At 74.2% G+C, this 16,661-nt stretch carries 14 protein-coding genes and 1 rRNA gene; 7 read left to right on the forward strand and 8 right to left on the reverse strand.

All coding sequences use genetic code 11. The features are described from left to right. Window positions 1–68 precede the first annotated feature (68 nt). Both QC029_RS20715 and QC029_RS20720 read left to right on the forward strand, forming a co-directional pair. Entirely contained in the window at window positions 69–650 is a 582-nt protein-coding gene (locus QC029_RS20715) for a GNAT family N-acetyltransferase (protein WP_279557217.1), read from the forward strand. Window positions 651–712: 62 nt separating this feature from the next. After that, the gene (locus tag QC029_RS20720) at window positions 713–1,882 is read left to right on the forward strand and encodes a winged helix-turn-helix domain-containing protein (protein WP_279557218.1); all 1,170 of its coding nucleotides are present in this window, start codon (window positions 713–715) and stop codon (window positions 1,880–1,882) included. 33 nt (window positions 1,883–1,915) lie between these two features. Here the strand turns inward: QC029_RS20720 and QC029_RS20725 are convergent, their stop codons facing one another. The 7 genes from QC029_RS20725 to mtnA all read right to left on the reverse strand — a co-directional run bounded on the left by QC029_RS20725 (window position 1,916) and on the right by mtnA (window position 10,358). Next, complete coding sequence (locus QC029_RS20725) at window positions 1,916–2,671, reverse strand: response regulator transcription factor (protein WP_279557219.1); 756 nt, start codon at window positions 2,669–2,671, stop codon at window positions 1,916–1,918. A gap of 150 nt (window positions 2,672–2,821) precedes the next feature. After that, window positions 2,822–3,526, reverse strand: coding sequence for a ribosome-associated translation inhibitor RaiA (gene raiA / locus QC029_RS20730; RefSeq protein WP_279557220.1), 705 nt, complete (start codon window positions 3,524–3,526; stop codon window positions 2,822–2,824). A gap of 428 nt (window positions 3,527–3,954) precedes the next feature. After that, a complete protein-coding gene (locus QC029_RS20735; RefSeq protein ID WP_279557221.1) occupies window positions 3,955–4,659 on the reverse strand; it encodes a ComF family protein in 705 nt (234 codons plus the stop codon). Window positions 4,660–4,669: 10 nt separating this feature from the next. After that, on the reverse strand, window positions 4,670–6,556 hold the full coding sequence (locus QC029_RS20740; protein ID WP_279557222.1) for an LpqB family beta-propeller domain-containing protein: 1,887 nt from the start codon (window positions 6,554–6,556) through the stop codon (window positions 4,670–4,672). Continuing rightward, a complete protein-coding gene (mtrB, locus tag QC029_RS20745; RefSeq protein ID WP_279557223.1) occupies window positions 6,534–8,492 on the reverse strand; it encodes an MtrAB system histidine kinase MtrB in 1,959 nt (652 codons plus the stop codon). The genes QC029_RS20740 and mtrB overlap by 23 nt, the downstream gene beginning before the upstream one ends. A 1-nt stretch (window position 8,493) precedes the next feature. Then, a complete protein-coding gene (gene mtrA, locus QC029_RS20750) occupies window positions 8,494–9,171 on the reverse strand; it encodes a two-component system response regulator MtrA (RefSeq protein WP_165302778.1) in 678 nt (225 codons plus the stop codon). After that, on the reverse strand, window positions 9,168–10,358 hold the full coding sequence (gene mtnA / locus QC029_RS20755; RefSeq protein ID WP_279557224.1) for an S-methyl-5-thioribose-1-phosphate isomerase: 1,191 nt from the start codon (window positions 10,356–10,358) through the stop codon (window positions 9,168–9,170). The genes mtrA and mtnA overlap by 4 nt, the downstream gene beginning before the upstream one ends. A gap of 150 nt (window positions 10,359–10,508) precedes the next feature. On the opposite strand from mtnA, the gene QC029_RS20760 reads away from it, so the two are divergent. The 5 genes from QC029_RS20760 to QC029_RS20780 are packed head-to-tail and all read left to right on the forward strand — an operon-like array spanning window position 10,509 to window position 16,021. Then, window positions 10,509–11,756: a glycerophosphoryl diester phosphodiesterase membrane domain-containing protein gene (locus QC029_RS20760; protein ID WP_279557225.1), complete on the forward strand. Its 1,248-nt coding sequence runs from the start codon at window positions 10,509–10,511 to the stop codon at window positions 11,754–11,756. Between the two features lies 1 nt (window position 11,757). After that, a complete protein-coding gene (locus QC029_RS20765) occupies window positions 11,758–12,498 on the forward strand; it encodes a DUF4129 domain-containing protein (RefSeq protein ID WP_279557226.1) in 741 nt (246 codons plus the stop codon). Further along, complete coding sequence (locus tag QC029_RS20770; protein ID WP_279557227.1) at window positions 12,495–13,730, forward strand: DUF4350 domain-containing protein; 1,236 nt, start codon at window positions 12,495–12,497, stop codon at window positions 13,728–13,730. The genes QC029_RS20765 and QC029_RS20770 overlap by 4 nt, the downstream gene beginning before the upstream one ends. Then, complete coding sequence (locus QC029_RS20775) at window positions 13,727–14,692, forward strand: MoxR family ATPase (RefSeq protein WP_279557228.1); 966 nt, start codon at window positions 13,727–13,729, stop codon at window positions 14,690–14,692. The genes QC029_RS20770 and QC029_RS20775 overlap by 4 nt, the downstream gene beginning before the upstream one ends. An 18-nt stretch (window positions 14,693–14,710) precedes the next feature. Beyond that, complete coding sequence (locus QC029_RS20780; RefSeq protein ID WP_279557229.1) at window positions 14,711–16,021, forward strand: DUF58 domain-containing protein; 1,311 nt, start codon at window positions 14,711–14,713, stop codon at window positions 16,019–16,021. Window positions 16,022–16,537: 516 nt separating this feature from the next. Here the strand turns inward: QC029_RS20780 and rrf are convergent. After that, window positions 16,538–16,654 (reverse strand): 5S ribosomal RNA (gene rrf / locus QC029_RS20785). Window positions 16,655–16,661 lie beyond the last annotated feature (7 nt).

Consider the following 16,661-nt stretch of genomic DNA (forward strand, 5'->3'; position numbering starts at 1 on the left):
CCCCCCAACGTGCCGGAGACTCGGAAGGTGCCGGTTCCGCCCGATTGGATGACCGGCACAATCTCCTCATGCGACCCGTCACCCTCGGCACCGAGCGCCTGTTGCTGCGGCCCTTCGAGCCCCGGGACGTTCCCGCCGTCCACGCCGCCTGCCAGGATCCGGACATCCTGCGCTGGACCACCCTCCCCGAGCCGTACGAGCGGCGGCACGCGCAGGAGTTCGTGCTCGACATCGGCCCGGCCGGCTGGCGCGAGGACACCGCGTACACCTTCGGCGTCTTCACCCGCGACGGGGAGCTGGCCGGCTCGACGGGGCTGGTGCGCATCACACCGCCCGGCCCGGAGGGGCGCCTGGCGGAGCTGGGCTACTGGACGGCCAGGGCGCACCGGGGCCGCGGCTACACCGTGGAGGCCGCGCGGGCGGTGGCCGACTGGGCCTTCACCGAGCTGGGCGTGGAGCGCCTGGAGTGGTTCGCCGAGGCCGGGAACACCGGGTCGCGGGCGGTCGCGGAGCGGCTGGGCTTCGTCATGGAGGGCACCCTGCGGGCGCGGATCACGTTCCGCGGGACCCGGCGGGACGCCTGGGTGGCGTCGCTGCTGCCCTCGGACCGGGGGCTGACGGCGGCCGTGCCGTACCTGCCGGCGCCGTAGGGACCGCGGGCCCGGCGGGGGTTCCGGGACCGGATGTCGGTGGCAGCCCCTATCGTCGGCGCATGACCACCGTCTCACTCTCACTCTCCGCCGACGAGGCCCGCCGAATCGCACTGCGCGCACAGGGACTGCTGGGAGCGCCGGACCGCCGGGCCGGGGTGCGGGGGATGCTGCGCCGCCTGGGCGCCGTGCAGCTGGACACCATCTCGGTACTGGCCCGTTCCCACGAACTGGTGCCGTACGCGCGGCTGGGCGCGGTCGGCCGCGACACGGTGGAGGCGGCGTACTGGACGGACCGCCGCGCCTTCGAGTACTGGTCGCACGCCGCCTGCGTCCTGCCGATCGAGGAGTGGCCGCACTTCGCCTTCCGGCGCCGGGCGTTCCGGGCCAGGGGGCACCGCTGGCACCGCATGGAGGACTCCGAGCGCTCCTGCGCCGCCGTACGGGACCGGCTGAGGGCCGACGGCCCGCTGACCGCCACCGAGCTGGGCGGCGCGAAGAACGGCGGCGAGTGGTACGACTGGTCCGAGACGAAGATCGCGGTGGAGTGGCTGCTCGACACCGGCGAGGTCGTCTGCACCGAGCGGCGCGGCTGGAAGAGGGTGTACGACCTGGCCGAGCGCGCCGTCCCCGCCGAGCTGCTCCACGACGACCTGGCCGACCACGAGTGCCTGCGCCGGCTGGTCGCCCGGGCCGGGGCCGCGATGGGGGTGGCCACGCGCGCGGACCTGGCCGACTACCACCGGCTGAAGGGCGAGCAGGTCGACGCGGTCGTGGCGGAGACGGGCCTGGTGCCGGTGGAGGTCGAGGGCTGGGGCAAGCCGGCCTGGGCGGATCCGGCGGCGCTGGAGGCGGAGTCGGCCGGGACCCGGGGGCGGCACCGTACGACGCTGCTGTCGCCGTTCGACTCGCTGATCTGGGACCGCGGGCGCACCGAGCGGATCTTCGGCTTCACCCACCGGCTGGAGGCGTACGTCCCCCGGGCCCGGCGGGTGCACGGCTACTTCGCGATGCCGCTGCTGTCGGGGGGACGGCTGCTGGGCCGGGTGGACCCGGCCCGCGAGGGGCGGACGCTGGTGGCGCGGCAGGTGTCGGTGGCGGGGCGCGGGGCGGTGGAGCCGATGGCGCGGGCGCTGCGGGAGGCGGCGGACTGGGTGGGCTGCGACGCGGTCCGCGTCGAGCGCTGCGACGATCCGGCGTCGGCCGCGGCCCTCACCGCCGCGCTGGCCTGACGCGCGGCCCGGACCGTTCCGGGCCGCGCCGCCTCACCTGATCTCCAGGATCTTCTCCCTCATCGCGTACACCACGGCCTCCATCCGGGAGTGGAGCTGGAGCTTCTCCAGGATGTTGCGGACGTGGTTCTTCACCGTGTTCTCGCTGATGAAGAGCTCCTTGGCGATGTCCCGGTTGTTCATGCCGGTGGCGACGAGCTTGAGCACCTCCAGCTCCCGGTCGGTGAGGCGCGGCGCGGGCACCAGCCGCTTCTCGTCGGTGCGCTGGATCATCGACTTGAACTCGGTGAGCAGCTTGGCCGCCATCGACGGGCTGATCTGCGACTGCCCGTCGGCGACCGCGCGGATCGCGGTGGAGACCTCGTCGGTGGAGATCTCCTTGAGCAGGTAACCGGTGGCCCCCGCCTTGATCGCGTCGTAGAGGTCGGCCTCCTCGTCGCTGATCGTCAGCATGATGATCTTCGCGCTGGGGGCCACCTCCTTGATCGAGGTGCACGCCTCGATGCCGCCGCGCCGGGGCATCCGCACGTCCATCAGGACGATGTCGGGCAGCAGGTCCGCCGCCTTGTCCACGGCCTCGGCCCCGTCCCCCGCCTCACCGACGACCTCGATGTCCTCCTCCTGCGCGAGGACGATCTCCAGCCCGCGTCTGAAGAGGGCGTGGTCGTCGACGACCAGGACCCGGATGGGCTCCCTGCGCGGACCGTCGTCCTCCCGCGCGTCCGCGGAGGCGGCACCGCGGCCGCCGTCCCGCGCGCCGGGCGTCACGGGCCCGAAGCTGTCCGCCATGGTTCCTCCCCCTGCAGCCAGGCAACGCAGCGCCAACCGGTCGGTGCAGGACGCCGGTTGGCCGTGAGGCCATGATTCCATGCCCCCGCCCCCGGCCGAATTCGTCGATCGGCCGGGGGCGGGGCCAGTCCGCGGTGTCAGCGACTGTTATCAGCCACCCAGAGCGCCTCCCGCGCCCCGCGGTGCCTCCTCGACGAACGGATCGGGTTCCAGATGGATGACGCCGTAGTCGTAACCGTGCCGCCGGTAGACGACGCTGGGCAGCTTGGTCTCGGAGTCGACGAACAGGTAGAAGTCATGCCCGACCAGCTCCATCTCGTACAGGGCCTGGTCCAACGACATCGGGGCCGCCGCGTGGGTCTTCTCGCGGACGACCAGGGGGCCTTCGCCCTGGACCTCCAGCGGCCCCACCTTGGTGGAGGCGGGCGGCTCCTCGACCGCCGTGCGCTGCGGTCCGAGGTGGCCGTCGTCGCCGATGCTCGCCGCGTTCGGCACGGTCACGGCCACATCGCGCGCCGGGATCCGGTGGTGGCCGTTCCCCTTGCGCGCGGAGACCCGCTTCTCGTGCTGCTTGCGCAGCCGCGTCTCGAGCTTCTCCGTGGCCAGGTCCAGCGCCACGTACGGATCGGCCGCCGCCGCCTCGGCACGGATCACCGGCCCGCGGGAGCGCAGTGTGATCTCAACCCGGTCCGAGCGGTCGGCCTGACGGGGGTTGTGCTCCTTGGACACCTCGACGTCGAGGCGGATCGCCTTGGCGTCGATCTTCTGGATCTTGTCCACCTTGAGCTTGTCGACCACGTGCTTGCGGAACCGCTCCGGCACCTCTGTCTTACGGCCCTTGACGACGATGTCCACGCAGAACTCCGTTCCCGGGCGACTCCGCGGCCTGAGCGGCGGAGCACGCCCTTTGTGCACCGAGTCCGAAGGGTGCGGGTCGTTTCCCGTCACCGTCCGGCCCTACGTCGGGTTGCGACTTTCACCTCCTCCTCCCCCGTCGGGAAGATCGCCACTCCCACCATTTGGGAAAGCGGCCAGCAAAGCCGGGCAAACGCCATGGAGCGCACATGTCCCGCCGTACGGAACGGCTCTCGCCGCTCCTCACCACCGAACGTACCTCCGCCGGGGGATCCTCGGCACCCCCTACCGGCACGTACCTCCGATCGTGTGCGTTCCGCCTCCACCACGGCGGCGGCCGCGCCCCGGTCGGCGGTTCCCCGTAGGGACCACACTGCCCGTTCGCGGCCCGGATACGCCCCGGTGGGGGGTGACCGCCGGACCGCTTTTCAGACGGCGCCGGGTTCCGAGGCCGCCACCACCGCCGCGCCGGCCACCCGGCCGCCCGCGCGGCCCAGCGCCCGCGCCGCCTCCGCGAGCGAGGCGCCCGTGGTCACCAGGTCGTCCACCACGACCACCGGGCCCTCCTCCAGCAGCCGTCCGGCCCCCGCCACCGTGCCCAGCGCCCCGGCCAGGTTGGCCCACCGCCGCCGGGCGTCCAGCCCCGCCTGGTCGGCCACGGTGCGCCGCTGCCGCAGTACGGGGAGCACCCGGGCGGGCCGTCCGCCGCGTCTGAGCTCGCCGGCCGCCGCCAGGGCCATCCGCCGCACCGGGTCGTGGCCGCGCGCCGCCACCGCCCGGCGCGCGGAGGGCACCGGCACCAGCAGCAGCGGCTCCGGGCCCGTCTCCCGCACCGCCGCCGCCCGTACCGCCCCGGCCAGCACCGCCCCCAGCGGGGCGGCCAGCCGCAGGGCGCCGCGCTCCTTGTGCGCGAGCAGCACCGCCCGCGCCTCGTCGGCGTACGCCAGGCACGCGTGGACCGGGGGCAGGCCGCCGCCGGGCGGCGGATGCGGTCGTACCCGCCGCGGCCGCGCTCCGCGCAGCAGCCCCAGGCACCGCGCGCACAGGCCGGTGCGCGGCAGCCCGCACCCGGCGCAGTCGGCCGGCAGCACCAGATCGGCCAGTTCCCGCCACCACTCCCGCATGCCGAACATGCCGGGATGACTACCCCGGGTAGGCGGGCATCGACCCCTTGTCCGTGACCAGTTCCCACTCGGCGCGCGCGAGCCGGGCGATGCCCTCCCTGGTGTCGGCCAGCAGCGGCCTGTCGCCGTTCTCCGAGGCCGCCACCCCGGTCACCTCGTTGAGCCCGGGCAGCGTGGAGGGGCTGGCCGCCGAGCCGTCCGTCGCCGTGTAGCGCAGCTGCTGCACGCCCCCCGCCTCCCGGCCGACGACCACCAGCTTGCTGCCGCCGGCCCAGGACGCGTCGACCACGTCGTCCATCCGCGGGGCGACGGGCCGCAGGCCCTCCACGGTCGCCTTCGGGCGGCCGTCGTCGGAGTCCTCCCGCTCGATGCGGCCGAGCTGGAGGGTCGTACGGCCCTCCTCGCTGATCAGCAGCGCCACGCGCACGCCGTCCGAGGAGACCCGCAGCGCCTCGATCCGGCCGCGGCCGAGGCCGACCACCTCGACCGCCTCCGGCTCCTCCTGGCCTCCGCGCAGCCGCATCAGCCGGGGCCCCCGCGGGTCGCGGTCGGCCACCCACAGATCGCCGAGCCCGTCCCAGCTCGGGGCCGTCAGCCCGTCCCTCTCGCGCTCCGTACCGCTGGTCAGGACGGGGTCGCCGAGCCCGGTGTCGGCGGCGAGCGGGGCGACGAACAGCGACCGGCCGTCCAGGGACACCCCCGCGCCGCGCTCCTCGTCCCGGCTCACCGAGACCGCGCTCATCCGGACCTGCCCCGTGCCGAACGGTCCGCTGACGGGGGCGGTCCGGTCGCCCTCGCCCAGCACCACGGCCAGCCGGTCGCGGTCGTCGACGAAGTACTGGCGACCGCCGTCGCCGCCCAGCCGGCCCGGCGCGTACGCCCGCGCCTCCTCGCGGGACAGGGAGCACAGTTCCTCGCCGCCCCGTCCCCGGGTCAGCCGGACGCGGCCGACCTTGACCGACACCTGGCCGTCCACGGTGTACAGCAGCTGGGCGGCCATCCGGTCGCACTGGGCGCTGCCCACCCGCAGCGGACGCTCGCGCCCCTTCTCGTCGCGGACGCCCAGCGGGACGGCCAGCGTGCCGGAGTCGTTCGGGGAGAGCCGGGCGCCCCCGGCGAGCCGCGTGCCCTCGGGAAAGGCCGAGCCGACCACCGGGGCCAGCCAGCCGGTCGGGCCGTCCAGCAGCGCCCCGACCGCCTCGGTCAGCGGGTCTATGCGCTGCCGGACGTAGACCGGGTCGGCGACCAGGACGTCCTCGCCGCGCGTCACCGCGCCGGTGTCCGGGCCGAGGTCGGCGTAGTGGTAGGTGTTGACCGACTGGTAGATGCGCTGGAAGTCGGACTCGGCCACCACCAGCCCGTCCGGCAGCCGGTCGATGCGCCACTCGCCGCCGACCCGGACGAGGTGGAACGTTTCCCGGTACGTCCCCGTGCTGGGGCGGTAGGCGTGCTCGCTGTCCACCATCGCGACGGTGGGGCCGGTCACCTCCAGGGTGGCGCCGTCGCCCTCCCGGTCGGTGAGGGAGCTGCCCGGCGTGAGCACGCTGGGCGCGCCGTCGAGCACCGTCGTGCGGGCGAAGGGGTCCCAGTCCCGCGCCGTCCCGCCGGTGAGGTACTCGCGGGCGGTCCTGAAGTCCGGTTCGTCGCTCGTCGTGGCCTCCAGGAAGCCGCGCACGATCTGCCAGGGCTGCGCGTCCTTCTGCGGGCTCACCCCGAACACCCGCACCTGGGAGTCGGTGTCGGCGCGCGGGGAGGGGTCCACCGGGCGCACGTCCCCCTTGGAGGGCATCGTCGCGCACCCGGTGAGCAGCAGGACGAGGGCGCCCAGCGCCGTCGCCGCCCTGCGGGGCGCACGGGGCACGGGGGAACCCGTGCGGGGACGCTCAGCCGCCGTGCCGGTCGCCATGCCCACCGCGCTCCTCCGTCGTCCGTGTCCGCTCTTCCGGTCCCCCGCCGTCCGGACCGCCGTCCGGACCGCCGTCCGGACCTCCGCCCAGGCCGTCCCGCGGCGGCGCCGCCACCGCGCCGCCGCCGGGCGTCCGGCGCGGGCCCTCCGCGGTCCCGTGGGACGCGGGCGGCGGCGGTACGGACGCGCGCGTCCCGCCGGAGAGGGCTTCCGCCGCCTCCTTCCGGCGGCGCGAGTCGGCCGGCTCCAGGGCGATGGGCGAGCCGCGCAGGGGCTCGCCCGCGGTCCGCGGGATGGTCAGCCGGAACTGCGAGCCGCCGCCCGGCTCGCCCCATGCCTGCAGCCAGCCGCCGTGCAGCCGGGCGTCCTCGACCGCGATGGACAGGCCCAGGCCGGTGCCGCCGGTGGTACGGGCGCGGGCCGGGTCGGCGCGCCAGAAGCGGTTGAAGACCCGGTTGGCCTCGCCCGGCTTGAGACCGACGCCGTAGTCGCGCACGGCCACGGCCACCGCGCCGTCGCCCGAGGCGAGCCGGACCACCACGTCCCGGCCCTCACCGTGCTCCACCGCGTTGACCACGAGGTTGCGCAGCACGCGCTCGATGCGGCGGGCGTCGGCCTCCGCCACCACCGGCCGCTCGTCGCCGCGCACCAGCAACCGGCTGCCCTTGCGCTCGGCGAGCGGCTCGGCCCCCTCCAGGACGCGCTTGACGACGTCGCGCAGATCGACCGGCTCGGCCTCCAGGGCGGCCGCCCCGGCGTCGAAGCGGCTGATCTCCAGCAGGTCCGCCAGCAGCGACTCGAAGCGGTCCAGCTGCCCCAGCAGCAGCTCGGCCGAGCGGGCCGTCACCGGGTCGAACTCGTCGCGCGCCTCGTAGATGACGTCGGCGGCCATCCGCACCGTGGTGAGCGGGGTGCGCAGCTCGTGCGAGACGTCCGAGACGAAGCGCCGCTGCATCCGGGACAGCTCCTCCAGCTGCTGGATCTTCGTCTGGAGGTTCTTCGCCATCTTGTTGAACGACTCCCCCAGCCGGGCGATGTCGTCCTCGCCGGAGACCTTCATCCGCTCCTGGAGGCGTCCGGCGGCGAGCCGCTCGGAGATCCTGGCCGCCATCCGGACGGGCGTGACGACCTGGCGCACGACGAGCCAGGCGATGGCCCCCAGCAGCACCACCACGAAGACCCCCGCGGTGGCGAGGGTGCCCTTCACCAGGCTGAGGGACTTCTCCTCCTGCTCGAACGGGAAGAGGTAGTAGAGCTGGTACGGGTCGCCGTTGGGGTCGCTGAGGCGCTTGCCTATGACCAGCGCGGCCTCGCTGCGCCCGCCGTCCAGCACGACCCTGCCGTGCTGCTCGTGGGTGTCCGGGCTCTCGGCCAGCGCCTGGCGCATGCCCTGGGACACGCTCTCCTCGGGCAGCGCCCGGCCGGAGGCGCGCGGCCCGTGGGTGCCGGCGCCCTCGTCCGCGCCGAAGGTGTCCGGCCCCTCCTCGGAGCTGAGCGCCACCAGGTAGTAGACGCCCTGCCCGCCGCTGGCGAGCTGCGTCACCAGGTTGTTCAGCCAGGTGCCGGTGTCCTGGACCCCGCGGCGGCCGTTCCCGGCGTCGCCCTCGGCGGCGCCGTCGGCCGCGTTGTCGGCCATCTGCTCGGCCACCGCGAAGCCGCCGGCGGCCTGGCTCCGCGCGGCCTGCTGCTTGGCGTCCAGGAGCCCGTTGCGGACCTGGCCGATGACGACCAGGCCCAGCAGCAGGACGACCGCGAGGGACATCAGCAGCGTGGCGGCCACGACCCGCAGCTGGATGTTGCGCCGCCACAGCCGTACCACGGCCAGCAGCGGGCGGCGCACCCAGCGGACGAACATCCGGAACAGGGGGTGCGCCCGGCTGCCCGTCGCCCCTTCGGACAGCAGTCCGCCGGGGAGGAATCGACCGCCTTGCCACATGTCAGCTTGGTCCGGCCTTGTACCCCACGCCGCGTACGGTCACCACGATCTCGGGCCGCTCCGGGTCCTTCTCGACCTTGGAGCGCAGCCGCTGCACATGGACGTTGACCAGCCGGGTGTCCGCCGCGTGGCGGTAACCCCACACCTGCTCCAGGAGCACCTCGCGGGTGAAGACCTGCCACGGCTTGCGGGCGAGGGCCACCAGCAGGTCGAACTCCAGGGGCGTCAGCGCGATCGACTGGCCGTCCCGCTTCACGGAGTGCCCCGCCACGTCGATGACCAGATCGCCGATGGCGAGCTGCTCGGGAGCGGGCTCCTCCGACCTCCGCAGCCGCGCCCGGATGCGGGCCACCAGTTCCTTGGGCTTGAACGGCTTGACGATGTAGTCGTCGGCCCCGGACTCCAGCCCCACCACCACATCGACGGTGTCGCTCTTGGCCGTGAGCATGACGACCGGCACCCCGGACTCGGCCCGGATCAGCCGGCACACCTCGATGCCGTCCCGCCCGGGCAGCATCAGGTCGAGCAGTACGAGATCCGGCTTGGTCTCGCGGAACGCGGCGAGGGCCTTGTCCCCGTCCGACACGAACGACGGTTCGAAGCCTTCGCCGCGCAGCACGATGCCGAGCATCTCTGCCAGTGCGGTGTCGTCGTCGACGACCAGGACGCGTCCCTTCATGCGTCCATCATCCCATTACCCGATCGTGACTTTTCCGGGGGTGACGGTGACGCAGCGCACAGCTCGGCCAGGGCGTCGCCGGTGACCGGCGAGACCACACCGCGCTCGGTGACGATCGCCGTGACCAGTTCCGCCGGGGTGACGTCGAAGGCCGGGTTGTAGGCCTGGGCGCCCAGCGGGGCCACCGGGATGCCGCTGCCCGGCTCCGTCCCGGCTCCCGGCACGGTCGGCGGCGCGAACTCCGTCACCTCGTGGCCGGGACGCTGCTCCACCTCGATCGAGCCGCCGTCGGCCGTCTCCAGGTCCACCGTGGTCACGGGCGCTACCACCACGAACGGCACGTGGTGGTAGCGGGCCAGCACCGCCAGCGGGTAACTGCCGATCTTGTTCGCCACCGAGCCGTCGGCCGCGATCCGGTCCGCGCCGACCAGCACCGCGTCCACCTCGCCCGCCGCGAACAGCGAACCGGCCGCGCTGTCCGTGAGCACCGTGTACGCCATGCCCTCCCGGGCCGCCTCGTACGCCGTCAGCCGCGCGCCCTGGAGCAGCGGCCGGGTCTCGTCCACCCACAGCCTGCGCAGTTCCCCGGCGCGGTGCGCGGCCCGTACGACCCCGAACGCCGTGCCTCCCCCACCCGACACCAGCGACCCGGTGTTGCAGTGGGTGAGGACTCGGTAGCCGCCGCCCGGCAGCAGCTCGCCCAGCAGCGCCAGGCCGTGCGCGGACATCCGCTCGCTCGCCTCGGCGTCCTCGCGGTGCAGCGCGCGGGCCTCGGCGAGCGCCGCGGCGGCCGCCCGCTCGTACCCGGCACCGGCGTCGGCCACCGCGCGGAAGGCCCGCTCGGCCCGGCGCACCCCGTACTCGAGGTTGACCGCGGTCGGACGTGCGTGCCTGAGGTGCTCGGCGGCCTCCGTCACGTCGTACCCCCGGGCGGCGGCCAGCGCGACGCCGTACGCGCCCGCCAGCCCCAGCAGCGGCGCCCCCCGCACCGCGAGCGTGCGGATCGCCTCCACCAGGGCGGGCACGTCGGTGCAGACGAGCTCGACCTCCTCGACGGGCAGCCGGGTCTGGTCGAGCAACACCACCACCGGCCCCTCGGGAGGTTCCTCCCAGCGCAGCGCGGGAACGGGAACCGGTGCGCCATCGGGCGCCAACGCCGTGGATCGGTCCTCAGTCTGGTCAACCATTCGAACAGTCTGCCCCTTCTCCCAACCATCAGTCGATGACAACCGGGACCCGCAGGGCCCGCTACGTTCCACGGCGGCCCGTGGCACGATGGCTGCCAACCAGCTGACACATCCCCACGGACGGGCCGCGAGAACACGAGGTGAACTGCAGTGAGTGACTCTCCGGGCTGGGTCTCGCCCGGATCCTCCCCCTCCGATCCTCCCCCGGCGTCCGGTGGGAGCGCATCCGGTGGCGGCGCCTCCGGGCAGCCCACCGACAAGGTCTCCGTCGACAAGGGGCCGGCGCAGCAGCCGCCCGGGAACTGGTCGCCGCAGCAGCCGCCCGCCGCCCCCCAGGGCTGGGGCACGCCTCCTCCTCCACCACCGGGCCGGCCCGGCTGGGGGGACTGGAGCCGGCCGCCCGCCGCCAAGCCCGGCGTCATCCCGCTCCGCCCCCTGGGCATCGGGGAGATCCTGGACGGGGCGGTCTCCACCGCGCGCGCCCACTGGCGTACGGTCCTGGGCATCTCGCTCGCGATCGCGATCATGATCCAGATCGCGTCCACCGTCGCCACCGGCGTCTGGATGCGGGGCAACAGCGGCCTCCAGGCCCTGGAGACCAAGGCCGAGCCCACCACCGACGAGGTGCTGGACGCCCTCAGCGGTACGTTCAGCGCCCTGGGCGTCGAGATGCTGGCCGTCCTGGTCGGCACCGTCATCGCCACCGCGATGCTCACCGTGGTGGTCAGCCGCGCCGTCCTGGGCCGCACGGTGTCCATCGGGGAGGCCTGGCGCGACTCCCGGCCGCAGCTCGCCCGCCTGCTCGGCCTGACGCTGCTGGTGGGGCTGATCGTGACCGGCGTGATCTTCCTGGGGACGCTGCCCGGCATCGTGCTCGGCGCGGCCGGCTCGGAGGCGGCCGGCATAGGGATCGGCCTCCTCGGCGGTTTCGCGGGCGTCGTGGCGGCCGTCTGGCTGTGGATCCGCTACTGCCTCTCCGCACCCGCGCTGATGCTGGAGCGGCAGGGCGTGTTCACCGCCCTGCGCCGCTCCGCCAAGCTCGTGCGGAACTCCTGGTGGCGCGTGTTCGGCATCCAGCTCCTCACGGTCGTGCTGGTCGCCATGGTGAGCATGATCATCCAGCTCCCCGCATCCCTGCTGGCCCCGGTGCTGGGCGGCGACGGCATCGACACCTTCCTGTCCGGCGGCGTCGCCGACGTGACCTGGACGTACCTGATCGTCATCGGCATCGGCGCGGTGCTCGCCTCCACCATCACCCTCCCGCTCAGCGCGGGCGTCACCGCCCTGCTCTACATGGACCAGCGCATCCGCCGCGAGGCCCTCGACCTCGAACTCGCCCGCGCCGCGGGCGTCCCCGGCTACGAGCGGCCCACCGACGGCACACCCCCGGGGAACTGATGTGGTGACGCGGTCCGCGGGCGCGCGCACGGCGGCAGGGGAGGCCCCGTCCGCCGTGCGCTCCGACGGCGACGTACCGGTGACGATCCCACGCGGCCCGGCGCGCGAGGCCGCCGAGGACGAGCTGTCCAAGCCGATGTACCACGAGAACGACCCGAGCCCGCTGCGCCGCCTGCTCGACTGGGTGTGGGAGCGGGTCGGCGACCTCCTCGACGCGGCCGCCGGGGCCACCCCCGGCGGCTGGGTCGGCCTCGCGGTCGTCGCCCTGCTCGTCGTGCTGCTCCTCACCGGCCTGCGCCTGCGCATGGGCGCGCTGCGCCGCGCCCCCGGGACGGGCGGCAGCGCCGCGCTCTTCGACGACCGCCCGCGCAGCGCCGACCAGCACCGCGCCGCGGCCGAGCGGCACGCGGACGCCGGACGCTGGAGCGAGGCCCTCCAGGAACGGATGCGCGCCCTCGTCCGCTCCTTGGAGGAGCGCGCCCTGCTCGACCCCCGCCCCGGCCGCACCGCCGACGAGGCGGCCGCCGAGGCCGCCCGCGCCCTCCCCGGCCACGCCGAGGCCCTGTACGCCGCCGCCCTCGCCTTCGACGAGGTCACATACGCCGAACGCCCGGCCGACCGGGCCGCGTACATCCGGCTGCGCGACCTCGACCACGCCGTCCGGCGCAGCAGGCCCCGGCTCGCCGACGACCGCGCCACCGCCGAGACCACCGGCGCAACCACCGGCGGAGATGCCGCATGACGACCTCGCCGCCTCCCGCCGACCCCACCGCCACGGGCCCGGCGACCTCGGTCTCGCCCACCTCCCGCCAGCTGTGGGGACGTGCCCGCGGCCTGCTGCTGGCGGCGACCGTCCTGGCGCTGGCCGGACTGATCATCGCCGCCCTGCGCTCCGGCGAGCAGTACGGCCTGCTCGACCCGCGCTCCGCCGACCGCTACGGCAGCCGCGCCACCGCCGAACTCCTCGCCGACCGCGGCGTGGACACCACCGTCGCCACCACCGTCGCCGAGGCCACCGAAGCGCTGGGGCCCGACACCACGCTGCTGGTGGCCAACCCCGACCTGCTCGGCGCCCGCCAGCAGTCCGCGCTGCGCGCCGCCGTCTCCGGCAGCGGAGGCCGCACCGTCCTGCTGGCCCCGGGCCCCGCCTCGCTGGACACCCTGGCCCCGGGCGTACGCGCCGTGGAGCCCACCCCCGTCGAGGTACTGCGACCCGACTGCGACGCCCCGTACGCCCGGCGCGCGGGCGAGGCCGAACTCGGCGGCATCACCTACACCACCTCCGCGGCCACGGTCGACGCCTGCTACCCCAGCGGCGACCTGCCCACCCTGCTCCGGCTGCCCGCGGGCTCCGGCGACGGCGACACAGTGGTGCTCGGCGCACCGGACCTGCTGTACAACCACCGCCTCGACGAGCACGGCAACGCCTCGCTGGCCCTGCAACTCCTCGGCTCCCGTCCCCATCTGGTCTGGTACCTCCCCTCCCTGGACGACGCCACCGCCGCCGACGGCGGCGACGAGAGCTTCTTCGACCTCATCCCCTCCGGGTGGAGGTGGGGCGCCCTCCAACTCGCGATCGCCGCCGTCCTCGCCGCCCTCTGGCGCGCCAGAAGGCTCGGACCCCTCGTCCCCGAACGGCTGCCCGTCGCCGTCCCGGCCTCCGAGGCCACCGAAGGCCGCGCCCGCCTCTACCGCCAGGCGAACGCACGCGACCGCGCCGCCGAAGCGCTGCGTTCCGCCACCCGCACCCGGCTCGCCCCCCTCGCGGGAGTGCCCACCGCACAGGCCCACCGTCCCGAGGCCCTGTGTCCGGCCGTCGCCGCCCGCACCGGAGACGACGGCAACCGCATCCACACCGTCCTGTTCGGTCCGGCCCCGGCCGACGACGAAGCCCTCGTCCGGCTCACCGACGAACTCGACCTCCTCGAACGCCGCATCACCCCGACTCCGAGAGACAAGGACCGCACCCCGTGAGCGCCCCCTCCGCAGACAGCGCACGCGCCGCCCTCGAGGCCCTGCGCAGCGAGATCTCCAAGGCCGTGGTCGGTCAGGACGCCACCGTCACCGGACTCGTCGTCGCCCTGCTCTGCCGCGGGCACGTACTGCTGGAGGGCGTCCCGGGCGTCGCGAAGACCCTTCTGGTCCGCTCCCTGGCAGCCACGCTCGACCTCGACACCAAGCGCGTCCAGTTCACCCCCGACCTGATGCCCAGCGACGTCACCGGCTCCCTCATCTACGACAACCGGACGGCCGAGTTCTCCTTCCAGCCCGGCCCGGTCTTCACCAACCTCCTTCTCGCCGACGAGATCAACCGCACCCCGCCGAAGACCCAGGCGTCCCTCCTCGAGGCCATGGAGGAACGGCAGGTCTCCGTCGAGGGCACCGCGCGCAAGCTCCCGGATCCCTTCCTGGTGGCCGCCACCCAGAACCCCGTCGAGTACGAGGGCACCTACCCCCTCCCCGAGGCCCAGCTCGACCGGTTCCTTCTCAAACTCCAGGTGCAGCTGCCCTCCAGGGAAGAGGAGATCAAGGTCCTCACCCGGCATGCCGAGGGCTTCGACCCCCGCGACCTCGCCGCCGCCGGAGTACGGCGCGTGGCCGGCCCCGCGGAACTCGACGCGGCCCGCGCCGCGGTCGCCAAGACCTCGATCTCCTCCGAAGTCGCCGGCTACGTCGTCGATATCTGCCGTGCCACCCGTGAATCCCCCTCGCTCTCCCTGGGCGCCTCACCCCGCGGCGCCACCGCGCTGCTCTCTGCTGCCCGCGCCTGGGCCTGGCTCACCGGACGCGACTACGTCACCCCCGACGACGTGAAGGCCCTCGCCCTGCCCACCCTGCGGCACCGCATCCAACTGCGCCCCGAGGCCGAGATGGAGGGCGTCACCACGGACAGCGTGATCTCCTCGCTGCTCGCCCATGTCCCCGTGCCCCGCTGAAGCGACGCGAACCGACCGATGGCTCTCACCGGACGTACAGCCCTCATCGCCGCTCTCGGCGCGCTCCTCGTCGGCTTCCTGCTTCCCGGCTGGACCGGCCTCCTCGCCGTCGAACTTCCCCTGCTGCTCGCAATTCTGTACGACCTCGGACGCGCGGCACCAGTCCGAAAGCTCCTTTTCACCCGTTCCGGTGACACATCAGTTCGACTCGGTGAGCCCGCCCAGGTCCAGCTCACCGTCGCCAACCCCTCGGGGCGTCCGCTCCGCGCCCATCTCCGCGACGCCTGGCCCCCCAGCGGCTGGCCCGCCGGCTCCGGGATCACCGCCTCCCGCCACCGGCTGACCGTGCCCCCGGGAGAGCGCCGCCGCATCACCACGCATCTGCGCCCGACCCGGCGCGGCGACCACCGGGCCGCACGCGTCACCGTGCGCTCCTACGGCCCGCTCGGTCTCGCCGCCCGCCAGGGCAGCCACTCCGTGCCCTGGACCCTGCGCGTCCTGCCGCCCTTCACCAGCCGCAAACACCTGCCCGCCCGGCTCTCCCGGCTCCGCGAACTCGACGGACGCACCAGCGTCCTCACCCGTGGCGAGGGCACCGAGTTCGACAGCCTCCGCGAGTACATCCCCGGAGACGACACCCGCTCCATCGACTGGCGCGCCACCGCCCGCCAGACCACCGTCGCCGTCCGCACCTGGCGGCCCGAACGCGACCGCCGCATCCTGACCGTCCTCGACACCGGACGCACCTCGGCCGGCCGCGTGGGCGACATCCCGCGCCTCGACGCCGCGATGGACGCCGCCCTGCTGCTGGCCGCCCTCTCCGCCCGTGCGGGCGACCGCTTCGACCTCCTGGCCTACGACCGCCGGGTACGCGCCACGGTCCGGGGCCGCACCGCCCACGATCTGCTGCCCGCCCTGGTCACGGCGATGGCGCCGCTCGAGCCGGCGCTGATCGAATCCGACACCCGGGGCATGGCCTCGGCAGTCCTGCGCAACGCTCCACAGCACTCGCTCGTCGTCCTGCTCACCGGTCTCGACCCCTCTCCCGTGGAGGAGGGACTGCTCCCGGTGCTTCCCCTCCTCACCCAGCGCCACACGGTCGTGGTCGCCTCGGTCGCGGACCCCCGCATCGAGGAGATGGCCACCGCACGCGGCACACTCGACGCCGTCTACGGAGCCGCGGCCGCGGCTCAGACGCAGGCCGAACGCCGCCACACGGCGGCCCGGCTCCGCCGCCACGGCGTCACGGTCGTGGACGCCACCCCCGCCGAGCTCGCCCCGGCCCTGGCCGACGCCTATCTCGCCCTCAAAGCCATGGGCCGTCTCTGAGAACCGCTCGGGGACCAGGGCCGGCCGTCCCGATGACGCGAAAGCCCTCACGTCGCTGGAGGGCGCCGGCTCCGGAGTCGTCCCTGTGGGGACGTGCAGCCGAATCCTCGTATCCCGCAGTACGCCCGCGCTCGTAGGAGCTGCGCCCGCCAAGGGGTCGGCTCCGCGGTTCCCAGGACGCGGGTGGACGCCGATCGGATGCGCGTGCACGTGTCCATCGCCTTTGTCCATCGCCTTGGAGCAGAGCACGATCACCATTCGGCGCCGAGGCTTCTCCTCACTCCGGCTTGCAGAGGTACAACGCGAAAGGAACTCGGGCGCCGGATTCACCGGTGCCGCGCCCCCCGGGGACACCAGGGCCCCGCACCGGAGGAACATCACCGGAAAAACCCGGCGAACGCGAAAAAGGGGTGGCGCGGCCCCCGGAACCCAATCCCCGGACACCACACCACCCCGGACACACCAAAAAAGAGAGGGCCTCGCCGGCATGCCGGCGGGGCCCTCTCCACACACATTGTTCGGCGGCGTCCTACTCTCCCACACGGTCCCCCATGCAGTACCATCGGCGCTGAAAGGCTTAGCTTCCGGGTTCGGAATGTAACCGGGCGTTTCCCTCTCGCCATGACCACCGAAACACCAA

Origin of the sequence: Streptomyces sp. DH37, from assembly GCF_029813835.1 — a bacterium.
Taxonomy (GTDB): Bacteria; Actinomycetota; Actinomycetes; order Streptomycetales; family Streptomycetaceae; genus Streptomyces.